Origin of the sequence: Asticcacaulis sp. AC460 (assembly GCF_000495795.1) — a bacterium.
In the GTDB taxonomy this organism is placed as follows: domain Bacteria; phylum Pseudomonadota; class Alphaproteobacteria; order Caulobacterales; family Caulobacteraceae; genus Asticcacaulis.
Genome location: NZ_AWGD01000019.1, coordinates 53,299 through 69,198, shown reverse-complemented (window position 1 = coordinate 69,198; position 15,900 = coordinate 53,299). Strand labels below are relative to the sequence as shown.

General features: G+C 61.1%; 19 protein-coding genes. 10 read left to right on the top strand and 9 right to left on the bottom strand.

All coding sequences use genetic code 11. From position 1 onward, the window contains the following. Positions 1-45: 45 nt before the first annotated feature. The gene (locus ABAC460_RS49605; RefSeq protein WP_023453300.1) at positions 46-225 is read left to right on the top strand and encodes a hypothetical protein; all 180 of its coding nucleotides are present in this window, start codon (positions 46-48) and stop codon (positions 223-225) included. A 15-nt stretch (positions 226-240) separates the two neighbouring features. On the opposite strand, the gene cobT is transcribed toward ABAC460_RS49605, so the two are convergent. Together cobT and cobS are read right to left on the bottom strand one after the other, a co-directional pair. Beyond that, positions 241-2,091, bottom strand: a complete 1,851-nt coding sequence (gene cobT / locus ABAC460_RS34770) for a cobaltochelatase subunit CobT (protein ID WP_023453299.1) — start codon at positions 2,089-2,091, stop codon at positions 241-243. A gap of 167 nt (positions 2,092-2,258) precedes the next feature. Beyond that, on the bottom strand, positions 2,259-3,260 hold the full coding sequence (gene cobS, locus ABAC460_RS34765; protein WP_023453298.1) for a cobaltochelatase subunit CobS: 1,002 nt from the start codon (positions 3,258-3,260) through the stop codon (positions 2,259-2,261). A gap of 145 nt (positions 3,261-3,405) precedes the next feature. On the opposite strand from cobS, the gene ABAC460_RS34760 reads away from it, so the two are divergent. Then, complete coding sequence (locus tag ABAC460_RS34760) at positions 3,406-3,804, top strand: nuclear transport factor 2 family protein (protein WP_031236713.1); 399 nt, start codon at positions 3,406-3,408, stop codon at positions 3,802-3,804. Here ABAC460_RS34760 and ABAC460_RS34755 read toward each other — a convergent pair. Continuing rightward, a complete protein-coding gene (locus ABAC460_RS34755; protein WP_023453296.1) occupies positions 3,780-4,250 on the bottom strand; it encodes a GFA family protein in 471 nt (156 codons plus the stop codon). The genes ABAC460_RS34760 and ABAC460_RS34755 overlap by 25 nt on opposite strands. Positions 4,251-4,293: 43 nt before the next feature. Here ABAC460_RS34755 and ABAC460_RS34750 point away from each other — a divergent pair, with 43 nt between their 5' ends. Continuing rightward, on the top strand, positions 4,294-5,049 hold the full coding sequence (locus ABAC460_RS34750) for a GNAT family N-acetyltransferase (RefSeq protein ID WP_162150313.1): 756 nt from the start codon (positions 4,294-4,296) through the stop codon (positions 5,047-5,049). Positions 5,050-5,235: 186 nt separating this feature from the next. Here the strand turns inward: ABAC460_RS34750 and ABAC460_RS34745 are convergent, their stop codons facing one another. Next, the gene (locus ABAC460_RS34745; RefSeq protein ID WP_023453294.1) at positions 5,236-5,898 is read right to left on the bottom strand and encodes a J domain-containing protein; all 663 of its coding nucleotides are present in this window, start codon (positions 5,896-5,898) and stop codon (positions 5,236-5,238) included. A gap of 66 nt (positions 5,899-5,964) precedes the next feature. On the opposite strand from ABAC460_RS34745, the gene ABAC460_RS34740 reads away from it, so the two are divergent. Next, positions 5,965-6,243 (top strand): BolA family protein, encoded by a 279-nt coding sequence (locus tag ABAC460_RS34740; protein WP_023453293.1) that lies wholly within the window; start codon positions 5,965-5,967, stop codon positions 6,241-6,243. Positions 6,244-6,295: 52 nt separating this feature from the next. Then, positions 6,296-7,633: a TadE/TadG family type IV pilus assembly protein gene (locus tag ABAC460_RS34735; RefSeq protein WP_023453292.1), complete on the top strand. Its 1,338-nt coding sequence runs from the start codon at positions 6,296-6,298 to the stop codon at positions 7,631-7,633. Between the two features lie 3 nt (positions 7,634-7,636). Here ABAC460_RS34735 and ABAC460_RS34730 read toward each other — a convergent pair whose 3' ends face one another. Continuing rightward, on the bottom strand, positions 7,637-8,560 hold the full coding sequence (locus ABAC460_RS34730) for a polysaccharide deacetylase family protein (RefSeq protein WP_023453291.1): 924 nt from the start codon (positions 8,558-8,560) through the stop codon (positions 7,637-7,639). 139 nt (positions 8,561-8,699) lie between these two features. On the opposite strand from ABAC460_RS34730, the gene ABAC460_RS34725 reads away from it, so the two are divergent. Further along, on the top strand, positions 8,700-9,083 hold the full coding sequence (locus ABAC460_RS34725; RefSeq protein ID WP_023453290.1) for a hypothetical protein: 384 nt from the start codon (positions 8,700-8,702) through the stop codon (positions 9,081-9,083). 3 nt (positions 9,084-9,086) lie between these two features. Here ABAC460_RS34725 and ABAC460_RS34720 read toward each other — a convergent pair whose 3' ends face one another. After that, positions 9,087-9,452, bottom strand: coding sequence for a hypothetical protein (locus ABAC460_RS34720; RefSeq protein ID WP_023453289.1), 366 nt, complete (start codon positions 9,450-9,452; stop codon positions 9,087-9,089). Between the two features lie 188 nt (positions 9,453-9,640). On the opposite strand from ABAC460_RS34720, the gene ABAC460_RS34715 reads away from it, so the two are divergent. Together ABAC460_RS34715 and hppD are read left to right on the top strand one after the other, a co-directional pair. Further along, positions 9,641-10,840 carry an aromatic amino acid transaminase gene (locus ABAC460_RS34715; RefSeq protein ID WP_235075800.1) on the top strand — a complete coding sequence of 400 codons (1,200 nt, stop codon included), beginning with the start codon at positions 9,641-9,643 and terminating at the stop codon, positions 10,838-10,840. 23 nt (positions 10,841-10,863) lie between these two features. Further along, a complete protein-coding gene (hppD, locus tag ABAC460_RS34710) occupies positions 10,864-11,898 on the top strand; it encodes a 4-hydroxyphenylpyruvate dioxygenase (RefSeq protein WP_023453287.1) in 1,035 nt (344 codons plus the stop codon). 403 nt (positions 11,899-12,301) lie between these two features. Here hppD and ABAC460_RS34705 read toward each other — a convergent pair whose 3' ends face one another. Further along, entirely contained in the window at positions 12,302-13,078 is a 777-nt protein-coding gene (locus ABAC460_RS34705) for a molybdopterin-dependent oxidoreductase (protein WP_023453286.1), read from the bottom strand. A gap of 1 nt (position 13,079) precedes the next feature. After that, positions 13,080-13,682 carry a cytochrome b/b6 domain-containing protein gene (locus ABAC460_RS34700; protein ID WP_023453285.1) on the bottom strand — a complete coding sequence of 201 codons (603 nt, stop codon included), beginning with the start codon at positions 13,680-13,682 and terminating at the stop codon, positions 13,080-13,082. 215 nt (positions 13,683-13,897) lie between these two features. Between ABAC460_RS34700 and ABAC460_RS34695 the strand changes: the two genes are divergently transcribed. Together ABAC460_RS34695 and ABAC460_RS34690 are read left to right on the top strand one after the other, a co-directional pair. Beyond that, the gene (locus tag ABAC460_RS34695) at positions 13,898-14,362 is read left to right on the top strand and encodes a DUF4442 domain-containing protein (protein WP_023453284.1); all 465 of its coding nucleotides are present in this window, start codon (positions 13,898-13,900) and stop codon (positions 14,360-14,362) included. Between the two features lie 56 nt (positions 14,363-14,418). Then, positions 14,419-15,180: a hypothetical protein gene (locus ABAC460_RS34690; RefSeq protein WP_023453283.1), complete on the top strand. Its 762-nt coding sequence runs from the start codon at positions 14,419-14,421 to the stop codon at positions 15,178-15,180. Here ABAC460_RS34690 and ABAC460_RS34685 read toward each other — a convergent pair. After that, a complete protein-coding gene (locus tag ABAC460_RS34685) occupies positions 15,177-15,806 on the bottom strand; it encodes a glutathione S-transferase N-terminal domain-containing protein (protein WP_023453282.1) in 630 nt (209 codons plus the stop codon). The genes ABAC460_RS34690 and ABAC460_RS34685 overlap by 4 nt on opposite strands. Positions 15,807-15,900 lie beyond the last annotated feature (94 nt).

Below are 15,900 nucleotides of genomic sequence, written 5' to 3'. Positions count from 1 at the left end.
GCGTCTCGGTTTGTAATCCATCCGCCTTGCTGATATCATCTGCCGATGCAAACTGAACCTATAGAATACGAAATCGGTCTTTATCCGCGCGGCCCCAATAGCTGCCAATGGAAGATCTGGCCGAAAGCCGGCGGCACCCCCGTCGCAACCGGCGTTGAACGGAACTGGGCGGACGCGCAGAAGGCCTCTCAACGCGCCAAGGAACGTCTGCTCGCCAAGGGCTAACCCGCCCCCTGAGCGTCACTTCTCCTCAAATAATTCCGTCAGCTTATCCATAAGCCCGCCAGCGAGATGCTCGACGTCAATCAGCGTCAGGGCGCGCTTGTAATAGCGCGTGACATCGTGGCCGATGCCGATGGCGACAAGCTCGACCTTGCGCGCGCCCTCGATCTCGGCGATCACTCGGCGCAGGTGGTTTTCGAGATAATGCCCGTTGTTGACGCTCAACGTCGAGTCGTCGACCGGCGCCCCGTCCGAGATCACCATCAGGATCTTGCGTTGCTCCGGCCGGTTGGCCAGGCGCCCATAGGCCCACTGCAGCGCCTCACCGTCGATGTTTTCCTTCAGCAGACCTTCGCGCATCATCAGACCCAGGTTCTTGTGCGTCCGGCGCCATGGCGAATCGGCCGCCTTGTAGATGATGTGGCGCAAATCGTTGAGACGGCCCGGATTGGCCGGCTTGCCCTCACGCACCCACTTTTCGCGCGACAGCCCGCCCTTCCACGCCTTGGTGGTGAAGCCCAGGATCTCGACCTTGACACCGCAGCGCTCCAGGGTTCGCGCCAGAACATCGGCGCAGATGGCCGCGACCATAATCGGCCGCCCGCGCATCGAGCCCGAATTGTCGAGCAGCAGCGTGACCACCGTATCGCGGAACTCGGTGTCCTTCTCCTGCTTGAATGACAAGGGCGCCGACGGATCGACGATCACCCGCGTCAGCTTGGCGGCGTCCAGCACGCCCTCTTCCAGGTCGAACGACCAGGTCCGGCTCTGTTGGGCCATGAGCTTGCGCTGTAACCGGTTGGCCAGGCGCGACACGATGGTCGCCATGTTGGCCAGTTGCGCATTCAGAAATCCGCGCAGCCGCTCCAGTTCCTCGGGCTCACACAGTTCCTCGGCCGGCACGACCTCGTCGAACTGGCGGGTAAAGACGTCGTAGTCCTTCTTGACCTTATCAGCGAAGGGCGCTTCGTCGCGGACATCGGCCTCACCGGCCTCGCCGTCGGGTACTTCGTCGGTCGAGCTTTCGGACGCCATCTGCGGATCGCCCGACATCTGGGTGTAGTCGTCCTCGCCTTCCTGGGCCTGTTCCTGGCCTTGCTGGTCGGGTTCGGGCTGGTCAGGCTGCTGCTCGCTTTCGTCGGGCTGTTCGTCCTGTTCGGCGTCGTCCTGGGGGCTGTCGCCGTCATTCTCGCCCTCCTCGCCCTCGTCCTGCTTTTCCTCCTCGGCATCGAGGCTGTCGTCGACGAGATCGAGTGCGGTCAGAACCTTCCGCGCCTGCTGGGTAAAGGCCTTCTGGTCGTGGATCAGCCCGGCCAGCTTTTCCAGCCCGTCGCCGGTCTTGTCGGCGATCTCATGGCGCAGCATGTTGACCACGCGTTGGACCGACGCCGGCACGGGGTCGCCGGTGACGGCTTCGCGCGCCATCAGGCCCAGGATCTCGGGCAGGCCCAGATCGGCCTTGTCTTCCTTGCGCATCAGGCCCGACCGTTCCAGGTCATTCTCCAGCGCCGCCTGCAGGTTCAGCCGCACGCCTTGCATGGCGCGCGCGCCGATAGCGTCGAGGCGGGCCGCTTCCAGGGCGTCGAAGGCTTCGCCGGACAGGCTGTCGCGTGGACGGGCGCGAGCGTCGACGGCGGCATCGTGGTGGGCGCGGCGCAACGCCATGCGGTCGGCCTGGCCGCGCACCCGCTGGGCCAGCTTGGGCGCCAGGTCGCGTGGCGGATGTGGCAGGATCAGCTTGCTGCCGTCCAGACGCGGGCCGTCGGAGCCGAAGACGACCTCCAGCTCGGCATCCTCCGCCAGGGCGCGGGTCGAATGGATCAGCGCCTTCTTGAACGGTTCACTGAGGATGGTCGGCTTTTGCGCCATAGGACCGGAGAATCTTTCTACTTCTCCTCCCCATCTTGATGGGGAGGTGGCGAGCAAGTTAGCCCCCTTACGGGGCGAAACGCGTCGAGACGGAGGGGTCCATTCACAGCCGGCAAGATACCCCTCCACCGCTTCGCGGTCCCCCTCCCCACATGTGGGGAGGAGAGCTAGATAACCTTCACTTTGAGGGCGCTTTCCTTGACGTCGGTGCCGAAGGCGCGCTGATAGAATTCGGCCAGGGTATGGCGCTCCAGTTCGTCGCTCTTGTTGAGGAAGGACAAGCGGAAGGCCAGTTCCGGATCGTTGTTGAAGATCAGGGTGTTCTGGGCCCAGGTAATGACCGTCCGAGGCGACATGACGGTCGAGATATCGCCGTTGGAAAAGGCCGAACGCGACATGTCGGCGACGCGCACCATGGCATCGATCATGCCCTTGCGTTCGGGCGTATCGAACTCCGGCACCTTAGCCAGGACGATTTCGACCTCGGCATCGTGGGTCAGATAGTTGAGCGTGGTGACCAGCGACCAGCGGTCCATCTGGCCCTGGTTGATCTGTTGGGTGCCGTGATAGAGGCCCGTGGTATCGCCCAGGCCGATGGTGTTGGTGGTCGAGAACAGGCGGAAGAAAGCGTTCGGCTTCAACACCTTGTTCTGATCCAGCAGGGTCAGGCGGCCCGAAGCCTCCAGCACGCGCTGGATGACGAACATCACGTCCGGGCGGCCGGCGTCGTATTCGTCGAACACCAGAGCGACGGGGCGTTGCAGCGACCACGGCAGGATGCCTTCGCGGAATTCGGTGACCTGCTGGCCGTCCTTCAGCACGATGGCGTCCTTGCCGATCAGGTCGATCCGCGACACGTGGCTGTCCAGGTTGACGCGGATCATCGGCCAGTTCAGGCGGGCGGCGATCTGTTCGAGGTGGGTCGACTTGCCGGTACCGTGGAAGCCCTGGACCATCACCCGGCGATCGTAGGCGAAGCCGGCGCAGATGGCCAGGGTCGTCTGCGGATCGAAGCGGTAGGCTTCGTCGATCTCGGGCACGTGGCTGTCGCGATGCGTGAAGGCCGGCACCATCATGTCGGAATCGACACCGAAAACCTCACGGATGCTGACCTTTTTATCGGGCGCGAGCGACAGCAGGGGATCGTTGTATTCCAGTTCGGCGGACATGGCGGGATCAGGCTTTCAAAGCGAAATAACGTGACAGTCAGCTAAGACTTTGCGCCCCTGCGCACAACCCTAATGTTCGCAATCTGCGAACTTTTTTGTCGCAGGGTTCGTGCTATAGAAACGTAAGAAAACCATGGAAGCCCCGATGTCCCAGGATAGCAACCGCGAACTCATCCTCAGCTATTACAAGGCGCTGGAAGCCGGCGACGGCGAGGCGCTGTTTGCTGTGTATGACCCGGCCGTGATCCAGACCGAATGGCCCAATCAGTTGAAACCGAAGGGCGACCGCCGCGGCCTGGAAAAGCTGAAGAGCGATTTCGAACGCGGCAAGGGTGTGATGCGGTCACAGACCTACGACATCAAGACCCTGATCTGCACGGATGATTACGCCGCTGTCGAAGCAACCTGGGAAGGCGTGATCGCCGTGCCGCTGGGCAAGCTTCAGCCCGGCGATGTCATGACGGCACATATCTCGACCGTCTTCACCCTGCGCGACGGCAAAATCGTGAACCAACGCAATTACGACTGCTTTGAGCCGTTTTGAGGTTCATCCGGGTACTGATAGCTGACCAGCTTATCGAGGAAGGGCGCGGCCTCGATGTCCTCCATCGTCGTGCAACCGGGCCAGTCGTTGACATGGTCCATCCACGGGACGCGGCCTTCGATGCCGTACTGGATGTCCGGTACAATCCCCGCCGGATGGTCGAACGCCCCGATGGCCACCGCGACACCGTCGGGCGCTTCGTAGGTGAGCGGCGTACCGCATTTCGGACAGAAGCCGCGCCTGACCAAATTGGAGCTCTGGAACCGCGCCGGCTCATCCTTCGTCCAGGTCAGGATCGCCTCACGCACCGACACCAGCGGAGCGATGACATTGCCGAACGCCTTCTGGCACATTCGGCAATGGCACACCGAGGCCCTGCCGAGCGGGCCGCTCACTTCGAAACGCACGGCACCACACTGGCACCCGCCCTTATGGATATCGGTCATCATGGACTCCTTTTGTCTTCGCTCTACCCTTTTCCCGGACGGTTTGCGACAGCATCTTGACGCCCATGAGTCCCGGCCCTACTTCGGCGTCATGCACCCTTTGGACAACCCCGTCTGGCATGCCCTGACCAGCCGCCACGCTCACCTAGCGGTCGGAGCCCCGCCCGTTCTGCGCTACCCGCCCGAGGTGTCGCCCTTCGCGGCGCTGGAAACACCGCAAGCCCTGGCAAACCTGGGCGAGATTATCCCGGACGGCGGCAATAACCTGATCTGGGCCGATGCTGTGCTGGATGCGCCCGTCGGCCTGGAACGCCTGGTCGCGTTTCCGGTGCTGCAACTGGTCGCCGAAGACTTTCGCCCGGCGCCGGTGACGGTTGAGACGCGGCAATTGACGGCCGAAGATGTGCCGGCGATCCTGGCCCTGACCGAGTTAACCCGGCCGGGCCCATTCGGCACGCGCACGATCGAAAAGGGATATTTCGCCGGCACATTCGACGGCAGCCGCCTGATCGCCATGGCGGGCGAACGCATGTGCCTGCCGGGCTTTACCGAGATCACGGCCATATGCACGCATCCGGATTATCAGGGCCGCGGCCTGGCGCGGCAGATGATGGCTGTGGTCGGCAATCGCATCGTGGCGGAAGGCCGTACACCGTTCCTGCACTCGCTTCCGGACAACACGGCGGCGATCCGGGTGTATGACAGCGCCGGCTTCAAGCCGCGCAAACTGTGGCAGGTCAATCTGTTCGGCCGGGCCGGCGCCAGCACGAACAGCGACGGTTATTTCAAAGGACGGTAGCGCCGTTACTCCCCTCTCCCCGCCTGCGGGGAGAGGACGAGAGCGGAACGAAGTGAACGCGATCGGGTGAGGGGCTATTCGGACAATTCAGGTTCAGCGAGACTTACAAAAGCCCCTCACCCTAACCTCTCCCCGTGAAGAACGGGGAGAGGGGATGTCAGAGACATCCTCTCCTCATATCGTTGATCAGGTAAGATTCATTTTTTTGAGGACCTTGTAGGCCTTGATGACCCTTTGCAGCTTGTCCTCGGCCGAACGGTCGCCACCGTTGTTGTCCGGATGGCAGCGCTTCAGCAACTCAGTATAGCGCACACGCACCACCTCGGCGCCGACGCCAACTTCCAGGTCCAGGTCGGCAAAGGCCTGACGCTCGATCTTGCCGTACTGGCGCTGAGCCGGGGCGGCTTCGTCGCGCTTGGGGGCAGCACCGGCGCCGAACACCGAATGCGGATCGTAAAAGCCCTTGGACGTCGTGCCCTTGGCGGAGATATTGGCCGCCTCACGCGACAGGCGCGACGCGCGGAACGCCCAGGTCGGCCGGCCGCCGGTCATGATGGCTTCGCGGTGGCTGCGGGCCTCTCCCTCGCTCATACCGGCGAAGAAGTTCCAGTTTTTGTTGTATTCCGACGCGTGAGCGACGCAGAAATTATAGTACTCATTCATCATCTCGCGCGACTTGGGCGCACGGGCCGTCGCAGCCTTATGGCACTCGGGCCACTCACACGGCTTCTGGCCGGGCTTGAGATGCAGCACATCATCTTCAGGCCGACGCACATGCTCCTCACCCTCCTTGGGCGGACGAATGCGCATGTCCATGAATTTGGGCTTGTACTTAAATCCTTCGCTCATATGATGAAGATTACCTTGAAAACTTAACAAAACGTCGAAAATCTACACGGCGAAGAGGGCCGAATTATGGGAAGTGTCGCGGACCGCATCCGATCGAAGCTCGAACAGGCCTTCACGCCACAGCGTTTGGAGATTCTCGACGACAGCGCCAAACATAGTGGACATATGGGCGCGCGTGAAGGGGGCGAGAGCCATTTTTCCGTTGTGATCGTATCAAATCGCTTTGAAGGGCTGGGTCGTGTGGCCCGTCAGCGCCTGGTCAACACCGAACTGGCCGAGGAACTGGCCGGCCCGGTGCACGCCCTGGCGCTGAAAACCTTGTCCCCTGCCGAATCGAACGGTTGATTAAGCAGTCTGTGGCATACTGGCGCCTTATCAAAAGGCTGGGGCGCAAAAAGTGCTGCACGGACTGAAGCGGTTCTTCCGCAATACGCGGGGCAATGTCGTCATGATCATCGGCCTGGCCCTGCCGGTCGTGTTCCTGGCGATCGGCGGCGCCGTCGACTTCAGCCGCGTCTTCCAGCTCAAAAAGGAACTGCAGGACGCCGCCGATGTCGCCAGCGTAAGTTCTGTCGCGGTCAACTCCTACGCCTACAAGGCCAATGCCAAGGGTAACAGCAGTTTCAAGACGGGCGAAGACCAGGCCCTGGCCATCTTCAACTCCAATGTGAAGAAGCACGGCGATCTGAACAGCCTCAAGGTCAAGGCCCAGATCAAGAAACAGAAGACCAACCTGGTGTCCGAGGTCTCCGTTACAGCCAGTTACCGCCCCTACCTGCTGGGCCTGATGGGCATGAACAAGGTGCCGATCACGGTCAATTCGACCTCATCCTCGACCTTCCCGCCATTTATCGACTTCTACCTGCTGCTGGACAACAGCCCGTCCATGGGGCTGGGCGCGACCTATGCCGACATCGACAAACTGGTGAAGGCAACGCCAACCTCTATTTACGGCACCGAAGGTAACTGTGCCTTCGCCTGTCACGAAACCGGCGCACGTGCCGGTAAGGACTACTATACCCTGGCCAAGAAGATCGGCTTCACCATGCGCATCGACGTAGTACGCAAGGCGACGCAGAACCTGATGACGATGGCGGGGAATACCCAGACCCTGTCGAACCAGTACCGCATGGCCATCTACCATTTCGGGCTATCGGCGGAATCGATCGACGCCAAGAACCCACAACCCTATCTGGTCAGCGGCCTGACGACCGATCTGACGGCTTCGGCTTCAAACGCCGCCAAGATCGACCTGATGACCATCCCGCAACAGAACTACAATTCCGACCGGCAAACCAACTTCAAGTCGATGATGCTCGGTATGAACAAGGTGATCCCGTCTTCAGGCGACGGCTCTTCGTCCGCCAAGCCCCAACAGGTCCTGTTTTTCGTGTCCGACGGCGCAACGGACAGCTATGACTGCTCCCGGTCGGACGGCGGCACCTGCCGGCGGTTGGGCGGCATGGACACGACCCAGTGCAAGGCCATGAAGGCGCGCGGCGTCAAGATCGCCGTGCTGTATACGACCTATCTGCACCTCGACGGCAAGTATGACAATCAGTGGTACAAGGACAACATGGCCAAGTTCGTCGTGCCCAAATCGGAACTGGCCGCCAACATGCAGGAATGCGCCTCCGAAGGTCTGTTTTTCGAGGTCAGCCCCAGCGAAGGCATTTCCGAAGCCATGAATGCCCTGTTCACCAAGGTCATCTCGTCGGTGCGGATTTCGTCCTGACGCCTACTGGCACATGCCCATGATCGGGCCGACATCGTTCAGCGACGCGATCGTGCCGTCATAGATGTTGATGCCCTTTTCCTGGGCCACCCGCTCCAGCATCGAGCCCTGGGCCGCCTTGGGTCCGCTGAAATCATAAGCCGGATCGCTCTCCGCCTGTTCAAGGGTGACATACTCCACCCCTTCGGCCTCGAATGCGCTCAACACCTGGGGCAGCATCTCGCCGGTAAAGGCGCCGATATGGATCAGCAGGACGTGCGGGATGTCGCGGCCGTAGATCTTCTGCGACAGGCCGCGCGCGCGCTTCACCGACGCCACGACATCACTCATGTACTTCTGGCGCAACGTGGCGACCGCCGCCGTGTCGCCCTTGGCGGCGCAGCGGGCATAGGCGTCGGTATAGGCCCAGTCGTTGAAGCTGACGGTCACATCGGCGACCTTGTAGCCCTTGTCCTTGACGTACTGCATGATTTCGCCGTGGCTGGCGTCAGTGCCGGCGTTCAGGAACGGAAACCGCAGCCAGTGCCAGTCCTTGTCGCCCATCAGGTCTTTAAGGATCGGTTCATTGCCTTCGATGTCGCCTTCGAAGGCGGCCACCGTATTCTGTGACGCGTTCATATGGGTAAAGCCGTGATTGCCCAGCGGATGCCCGGCCGCCCGCCACGATTCCAGCACGCTATAGCTGGACGGATCGTCTTTCAGGCTCTTGCCATTGATGAAGCCCCAGGCTTCGGTCACGCCATGCGCCTTGAAGGCATTGAGGAAGTTGTCCGCCACCTGCTTACGCGTCGTGCCCGGCGGCAGGCCGCCATGCACCGTCAGGTCATCGACCGTGATCGCCAGCTTGAACCCGTCGCCGGCAAAGGCCGAACCGCAGGTGAACATCATCACGGCCGCGCCGGCAGCCAGCCATCGGGAAAAGCTCATCGGTGTCTCCTCAAATTCAGCTCTGACAGGCTGTTGGCGTGACAATGCCGCGCTTTGCCATCACCGGCAAGCGGGCGATTTGCCAAATCAGGGTTTCAATTGTAATCAATTGCCTTCCACAGAGCTTGGGAGGGCTCCAATGAACGGCAATTTGTTCCTGCGCACCAGCGCGGTATTCCTGTGTTGCGGTATCGGAATCGGCCTCTATATGGGCGCCACCCATGACTTCGTCCAAGCGCCGACTCACGCGCACATGAACCTGGTCGGCGGTGTGTGGATGTTCCTGGCGGGCCTGTTCTACAACGCCCATCCGCAGGTCTCGAAGCGCCTGACCACAATCCACTATGCGCTGGCGGTCCTGGGCCTGATCTTCTTTATCCCAGGCATATACGGCGCCCAGATCCAGGCGCCGTGGTTCGAACCCGTTGTGGGCATCGGCTCGGTCCTCACCGCCGCCCAGATACTGATGTTCACCGTGCTGATCTTCCTGGCCACGGGCAAGAAAACCGGCGTAGCCGAATAGCCCTTAAGCCGCCCGCGTGGCGCCGGCAAACTTGTCGGCCGCTGCCCGCGTCAGGTCTTCCAGTTCCGCAAAGCGGTCAGCATTCTGGTCGTGGAAGACGAAGCACGTCTTGCTGGTCGACAGCCGCTTCAGGCCCTCGGGCACGATCAGGTCGCGGCCTTCGCGCGCGGCCAGGGGCGGCAGGTAGTAGGACACATTGTTGCCGCTCATGCGCACGGAACCGAACCAGACCGGATCCTTGGAATTCATGATGTCGCGCGCCACGTTCAGGGTGAATTCACCCAGTGCATCCTTGCCGATCTGCATGGCGGGCGCCGCGCGCACCATCAGGCCACGCAGGGCGATATACAACGGATAATGGTCAGACATTCTTCTGCTCCCAATTTACATGAGGCGCGAGAAACCGCCGTTTCACAGCCTTTTGACTCCCCACTATAGCGGCAAAGTCCAAAAAAATTCCAAACGCGGCCCTTTCCGATTGCCAGATCTTAAATGCAGGTATAGTTTCAATAGATACAATTGCATTCGCAACGACTGGTGCCGATATGAGTTCCGCCATGAGCCCTCAGAGTCTGGATCTCCGCCCTGCCCCCGGCCTGATGGACACCCTGGCCGAACAGCCGCTGGACCCTATGCTGATGGTGCTGCACCTGCTGCGTAATGATCCGCGTCCGGACAAGATCGACCTGGGGATCGGCGTCTATCGCGACGACAGCGGCCACACCCCGATCCTGCAGTCGGTCAAGGCCGCCGAGCGCCACCTGATCGAAACCCAGACCAGCAAGGACTACCTCTCGCCTGAAGGCGATGCCGCCTTTGTCGCCGCGCTGGCGCCGATCGTGTTCGGCACTGAGCCCGACGACACCGCATGGGGCATGCAGACGCCCGGCGGCACCGGCGCCCTGCGCCTGGCGGCCGCCCTGCTCCACCGCACCAATCCGGACTGTCGCGTGTGGATCGGCACCCCGGGCTATGTCAATCACGCCATGCTGATGCAAGCGGCCAGCCTCGAGGTCATCGAACATCCCTTCTTCGACAAGCCGACACAGACGCTATTGTTCGACGCCATGATGTCGGCGCTGAATGAGGTCCGCCGCGGCGATGCCATCGTGCTGCAGTCGGGCTGCCATAACCCGACCGGCGTCGAATTCAGCCACGATCAGTGGCAGGTTCTCGCCCAATTCCTCAACGACCGCGGCGTCGTGCCGGTGCTCGACATGGCCTATCAGGGCCTGGGCAGCGGCCTCGACGACGACGCCTGGGGCCTGCGTCATGTCCTGACCCAGGTACCCGAAGCCCTGGTCTGCGTTTCGGGTTCGAAGAATTTCGGCCTGTACCGCGACCGCGCCGGCGCCCTGTGGGTCCAGGGCAGCAACCCCAATAGTGTCCGCCGCGCCCGCACCAATCTGAACCTGATGGCCCGCACCCTGTGGTCCATGCCGCCCGACCATGGCGCCGCCGTGGTCCGTATTATCCTGACGACGCCGCAGCTGAACGCCCTGTGGCGTAGCGAGCTGGACGTGATGCGGGAACGCCTTACCGGCCTTCGCCATGATTTGGCCACGGCCGTACCTGAATTTGAGACCGTAAAGAGACAGTCCGGCATGTTCAGTCTGCTGCCGCTGGATCGCGACCAGGTCACCCGGTTGCGAATCGAGCACGGCATCTACATGGTGGAGTCTGGCCGTATCAACATCGCCGGATTGAACCAGGGCAACCTGCCGGTGTTCGCGAGCGCCTTGCGGTCCGTTTTGTAGAGCTTCAAGAAGGAGACGGTTTCATGACCGCTAATCCCTTGGGCCTGGACGGATTCGCCTATGTCGAATTCACCGGCCCCGATACTGCGACCATGGCGCAGCAGCTGGAGTTGCTGGGCTTTACTGCCGCCATGCGCCATCCGTCGCTGGACATCGTACTCTACCGCCAGGGCCGTATCCGCTTCGTGGTCAACCACCTGGCCACGCCACACGCCCGAACCTTCGCTGCCGAACACGGCCCTTCGGCAAGCGGCATGGCCTTCCACGTCAAGCACGCGGCCAAGGCCTATGACCTGGCCCTGGAAAGCGGCGCCCGCCCGGCGACCGTAGGGGGCCTGCGTCCGGAGTTCGTGCTGGAAGGTATCGGCGGCTCGCTGCTGTACCTGGTCGACGGCGATCCTTTTGCCGGCTGGACGCCGATACCCGGCGCCGACGAAGCCGAAGCCAAGAACAGCGTCGGTTTCGACCTGCTCGACCATCTGACGCACAATGTGAAGCGCGGCGAGATGCGGACCTGGTCGGGATTCTACCGCCAGATCTTCGGCTTCGAGGAGCAGAAGTATTTCGACATCAAGGGCCAGGCGACAGGTCTGTTCAGCCAGGCGATGATCGCCCCCGACGGCGCCATCCGCATCCCGTTGAACGAAAGCCAGGACGACAGCTCACAGATCGAGGAATTCCTTCGCCAGTACAATGGCGAAGGCATCCAGCATATCGCCCTGACGACGCCGGACATCTATGCGACGGTGGAAAAGCTGCGCGCCCGCGGCGTGAAGCTTCAGGATACGATCGACACCTATTACGACCTGGTCGACAAGCGAGTCCCGGGCCATGGCGAGGACCTGGAACGCCTGCGTAAGAACCGCATCCTGATCGACGGCAAGGTCGGCGAAGAAGGCATTCTGCTGCAGATCTTCACTGAGAATACCTTCGGGCCGATCTTCTTCGAGATCATCCAGCGCAAGGGCAATGAGGGCTTCGGCAACGGCAACTTCCAGGCCCTGTTTGAGTCGATCGAGTTGGACCAGATCCGCCGCGGTGTCATCAAGGTCGCATAAGCCGTATGGTTAAGACGGTGATTCCCCACCACATCTGGTAGGGAACATCGCGGCAACCTGACGATGTCAGTGATTCTTACACGGTTTGTTTCCACGCCGTTCAGAGGACGGATCGATTCACGTTAACTCATCAATCAACAGTCCAATAGGTAACGCCAGCGGCACGACCTTTATCCTCCCCCGCTTGCGGGGGAGGTGTCGAGCAAGCGAGCCTTCTTCAGGCGAAGCGCGTCGAGACGGAGGGGGAGTCACGAGTTCCGAGCTTCCGGCTCCCCCTCCGCTTTGACGCGCTACGGCTTTGCCTTCGCTTGCTCAGCACCTCCCCCGCAAGCGGTGGAGGATAGGCGCGAGCAGTCCCAAAGGCCGTTGAATAAGTTCGCAATCGCACAGCAGGCGTCGATTTCTAACTCCCGCCGAACCAGTTATAACCCTGGTCCTCCCAGAAGCCGCCGGGATGATCATTGGTGACGAAGATTTCGGTAATGTGCTTAGGGTTCTTATAGCCCAGCTTCGTCGGCATGCGCAGCTTCATCGGATAACCATACCAGGTCGGAAGGGTGTGCCCGCGAAAGGTAAAGGCCAGAATCGTCTGGGCATGCAACGCCGTCGGCATGTCGATCGAAGTATGATAGCCGTCGGCGCATTTAAAGCCGACATATTTGCAGGTCGTATCCGCGCCGATCCTTTTCAGGAAATCGGAAAACACCACCCCGCCCCACTCGCCGATGGCGCTCCAGCCCTCGACGCAGATATGGCGGGTGACCTGGCTGACCTGCGGCAGGGCATACAATGCCGGCAGATCCCACGGCCGCTTGTCGGCGATCTTTCCCGCCAATTGCAGCCGGAAACTGTCGCCATCGACCTTTGGTACCTTAGCCAGCGGATAGAAGGCGTTATACGGAAACGGATTGGAGATATCCGATCGCGGATATTCCGGCGCCATGTCGTTAGGGTCGAACAAAGCCGCCTGGGCGCCGTCATTGAAGCGCGAAATCCGCTGCAGGATCTTTTTCACCGATTGCTCGTCACGGATCAGTATGCCCGTGGCCAGCGACAACCCGCCCAGGGTCAGCACATTACCCAGCAAACGGCGCTTGCCGGGATCCTTCAGCAGGCCGTTGGCCTCCTTCAGGATGGCGTCCTTGTCGCGGGCGACTTCGGGAGGCAGTTTCCGGTCCATCTCAACGTCCCCACAACATGGCCTTGATCGTCTTCGGCACCAGAAGCGCCATGACGACATGGACAACAATAAATCCGCACATGGCGACCATGGCGACGAAATGGATCAGCCGCGCGCCCTCGTAGCCGAACATCAGCATGCGCAGGATCGGAAACTGGACGTTCTTCCACAACACCAGGCCCGACAGGATCAGCACGGTGATATCCAGCATGACGAACAGATAGGCGGCCTTCTGGACGTAATTATAGATGCGCAGATCGGTATGGCTCAGCTTGCCGGTGAACGTGGCCTTCAGGTCGCGGAAGATGCCGGGAATGGACACCGGCCAGAACTTGCGCTGCCACCGGCCGGTGACAGTCGCCATGACGAGATAAAAGACGGCCACGCCCCACAGCAGCCACATGGCGGCGAAGTGCCATTGGATGCCACCACCCAGCCAGCGCCCCAGGGTGACTTCGCGCGGGAACTTGAAGCCCATGAAGCCGGTGGCGTTATAGATCTGCCATCCGCTGAGGATCAGGATGATGACGCCGGCGGCATTCATCCAGTGCACCATGCGCAGCCACCACGGATGCACGGAACTTTTGTCACTTTCCTCAGCCATGCACGCATAAACCTTTCAAGGTCATCCCGCTTTCTCCTCCCCGCTTGCCGGAGAGGAGAAAGAATTTGTGGCTAACAACTGCCTGGGTTCGGAAAAAACGACAACGACAGCCCCAGCACCAAATCCATATCACCAATACGTCCTACAACGAAATCGGGTTACACGGCTTGAATTTTGTACTGAATTGCATATTAATGGCCAACGAGAGGTAGCCCATGGCCAATGCAAAACTGTTCCGGATGATCAACTGGTACCCGCCGATGCTGGGCGCCGGGATCAAGGTGGTCGCCACCAATGCCGATGTCACCTCGATCACGGTCGAGATGAAGCTGCGCTGGTGGAACAAAAACGTCGTCGGCACCCAGTTCGGCGGCAGCCTGTACATGATGTGCGATCCGTTCTTCATGGCCATCCTGATGACCAATCTGGGCCGCGACTATATCGTCTGGGACAAGGCCGCCTCGATCCAGTTCCTGAAACCCGGACGCAAGCACGTCCGCGCCATATTTCACATCCCTCAGGAGGAAATCGCCCGCGTCCGCGCCCTGGCCGATGCCGGCGAGAAGGTGACGCCGGAATACGATGTCGACATCCTGGATACCGACGGCGTCCTGATCGCCAGGGTACGCAAGGTGTTGTACGTCCGCCGCAAACCACCGAAAGGTGAAAAAGCCGACTGAGTTTCGTTTCCAGACTTCGGCGAACATGGTAGCGTTCCGCCAGAGGGGATAATGCCATGAAACGCTTGTGGGTTTTGGGATTGCTGGCAACGGTCGCGGCCTGTTCGACCAAGCCTGTACCGCCGGTCACCGTGCAACCCCCGCCCCCGCCGCAGTCAGGCCCGAAGGCCGTCGAAGCCCGCCTCTACGACGACGAAGCCGCCGCGCTGAAAGCCTATCCCAAATTCGCCCGGCGCGAGGGCGACAAGCTGGTGCTCAGCTATGACGGCCGCGACATCGTCCGCCTGACCAGCACCCCGGAAAGCGCCTGTGAAGGTTGGGAAACCTGCAGCCTGTGGTCTTTCGCGGGCCTGATCCAGCTCAAGGACGGCCCCGTGGCCGTGGTCTATCGCGAACATGGCGAAGGCGACAACTATATCCTCTTTGATCGCTCCGGCAAAAGCCAGTGGCTGGCCGGAGCTCCCATGGCATCACCCGGCGGGCGCTACATTGCCAGCGGCATTATGGCCTCACCGCTTTCCGACGGCTTGATTGAAATTGTCGACTGGCATGCGTCACCGCGCGCCATCGTGGACAGCGATTCCTGGTGCGAGCCGGTTGCGTGGCGCGACGCCCTGCGGCTGAAGCTGCGGTGTAACCGTGACGGCGAAAACCAGGCCCCGGCGTTCGAGGCGGAAGCGGTACTGACCGGCAATGCCTGGCAGCTGACTTCCGCCCAGCCGGTCCTGCCGTTCAAACCCCGTCCACCCCAGACGGCGCAGGAGCGGGCCGAAAGCCATACCTGGGAAAAGGACGTCGGGATCGAACGTCTGCCCTAAGGCAGAGCAAACCCCTTCTGCACCGCGGGACGCGCACCGACCCGGTCCAGCCAGGCCAACACGTTCGGGTACTTTTGCACCAGTGGCTCGATATGGTCCTTCACCCGCGTGCGGTATTGCGAAATCCACGGCCAGATCGCCATGTCGGCAATGGTGTAGTCGTCGCCACCGACATAGGCCGCTTCCGACAACCGCTTGTCGAGAACGCTCAGCAGACGTTCCGACTCCTTGGCATAGCGTTCGACACCCTTGGGGGTTTGCTCCTTATCGGACACGACCCACCACCCCAATTGCCCGAACATGGGGCCCAGGCCGCCCATCTGCCACATCAGCCACTGGATGGCGGTGTAGCGCGCCGGGCCCGAAGCCGGCAGGAACTTGCCGTACTTGTCGGCCAGATAGATCATGATGGCGCCGGATTCGAACAGGCTCAGCGGCCCGCCCTCGGCCTCATCGTCGACAATGGCGGGGATCTTGTTGTTGGGTGAAATCTTGAGATAGGCCGGATCGAACTGTTCGTCCTTGCCGATATTGACCGGGTGGATGTCGTAGGGGACGCCCAGCTCTTCCAGCATTATGGTCAGCTTGCGGCCATTGGGGGTACCCCAGGTGTACAGGTGGATCATGATCGGCTCCTCTCAGATGGGTTTCAGATGGGAGCGGGTTGAACCAAGGCAAGAGCAGCCGGTAAATTATGCACGATGACGTTAGGATCAATTG

What these genes read in the sequence shown, in the direction of transcription:
- ABAC460_RS49605 (WP_023453300.1), top strand. Translation starts at nt 46, where the DNA reads ATGCAAACTGAACCTATAGAATACGAAATCGGTCTTTATCCGCGCGGC.
- cobT (WP_023453299.1), bottom strand. Translation starts at nt 2,091, where the DNA reads ATGGCGCAAAAGCCGACCATCCTCAGTGAACCGTTCAAGAAGGCGCTG.
- cobS (WP_023453298.1), bottom strand. Translation starts at nt 3,260, where the DNA reads ATGTCCGCCGAACTGGAATACAACGATCCCCTGCTGTCGCTCGCGCCC.
- ABAC460_RS34760 (WP_031236713.1), top strand. Translation starts at nt 3,406, where the DNA reads ATGTCCCAGGATAGCAACCGCGAACTCATCCTCAGCTATTACAAGGCG.
- ABAC460_RS34755 (WP_023453296.1), bottom strand. Translation starts at nt 4,250, where the DNA reads ATGACCGATATCCATAAGGGCGGGTGCCAGTGTGGTGCCGTGCGTTTC.
- ABAC460_RS34745 (WP_023453294.1), bottom strand. Translation starts at nt 5,898, where the DNA reads ATGAGCGAAGGATTTAAGTACAAGCCCAAATTCATGGACATGCGCATT.
- ABAC460_RS34740 (WP_023453293.1), top strand. Translation starts at nt 5,965, where the DNA reads ATGGGAAGTGTCGCGGACCGCATCCGATCGAAGCTCGAACAGGCCTTC.
- ABAC460_RS34730 (WP_023453291.1), bottom strand. Translation starts at nt 8,560, where the DNA reads ATGAGCTTTTCCCGATGGCTGGCTGCCGGCGCGGCCGTGATGATGTTC.
- ABAC460_RS34725 (WP_023453290.1), top strand. Translation starts at nt 8,700, where the DNA reads ATGAACGGCAATTTGTTCCTGCGCACCAGCGCGGTATTCCTGTGTTGC.
- ABAC460_RS34720 (WP_023453289.1), bottom strand. Translation starts at nt 9,452, where the DNA reads ATGTCTGACCATTATCCGTTGTATATCGCCCTGCGTGGCCTGATGGTG.
- ABAC460_RS34715 (WP_235075800.1), top strand. Translation starts at nt 9,641, where the DNA reads ATGAGCCCTCAGAGTCTGGATCTCCGCCCTGCCCCCGGCCTGATGGAC.
- hppD (WP_023453287.1), top strand. Translation starts at nt 10,864, where the DNA reads ATGACCGCTAATCCCTTGGGCCTGGACGGATTCGCCTATGTCGAATTC.
- ABAC460_RS34705 (WP_023453286.1), bottom strand. Translation starts at nt 13,078, where the DNA reads ATGGACCGGAAACTGCCTCCCGAAGTCGCCCGCGACAAGGACGCCATC.
- ABAC460_RS34700 (WP_023453285.1), bottom strand. Translation starts at nt 13,682, where the DNA reads ATGGCTGAGGAAAGTGACAAAAGTTCCGTGCATCCGTGGTGGCTGCGC.
- ABAC460_RS34695 (WP_023453284.1), top strand. Translation starts at nt 13,898, where the DNA reads ATGGCCAATGCAAAACTGTTCCGGATGATCAACTGGTACCCGCCGATG.
- ABAC460_RS34690 (WP_023453283.1), top strand. Translation starts at nt 14,419, where the DNA reads ATGAAACGCTTGTGGGTTTTGGGATTGCTGGCAACGGTCGCGGCCTGT.
- ABAC460_RS34685 (WP_023453282.1), bottom strand. Translation starts at nt 15,806, where the DNA reads ATGATCCACCTGTACACCTGGGGTACCCCCAATGGCCGCAAGCTGACC.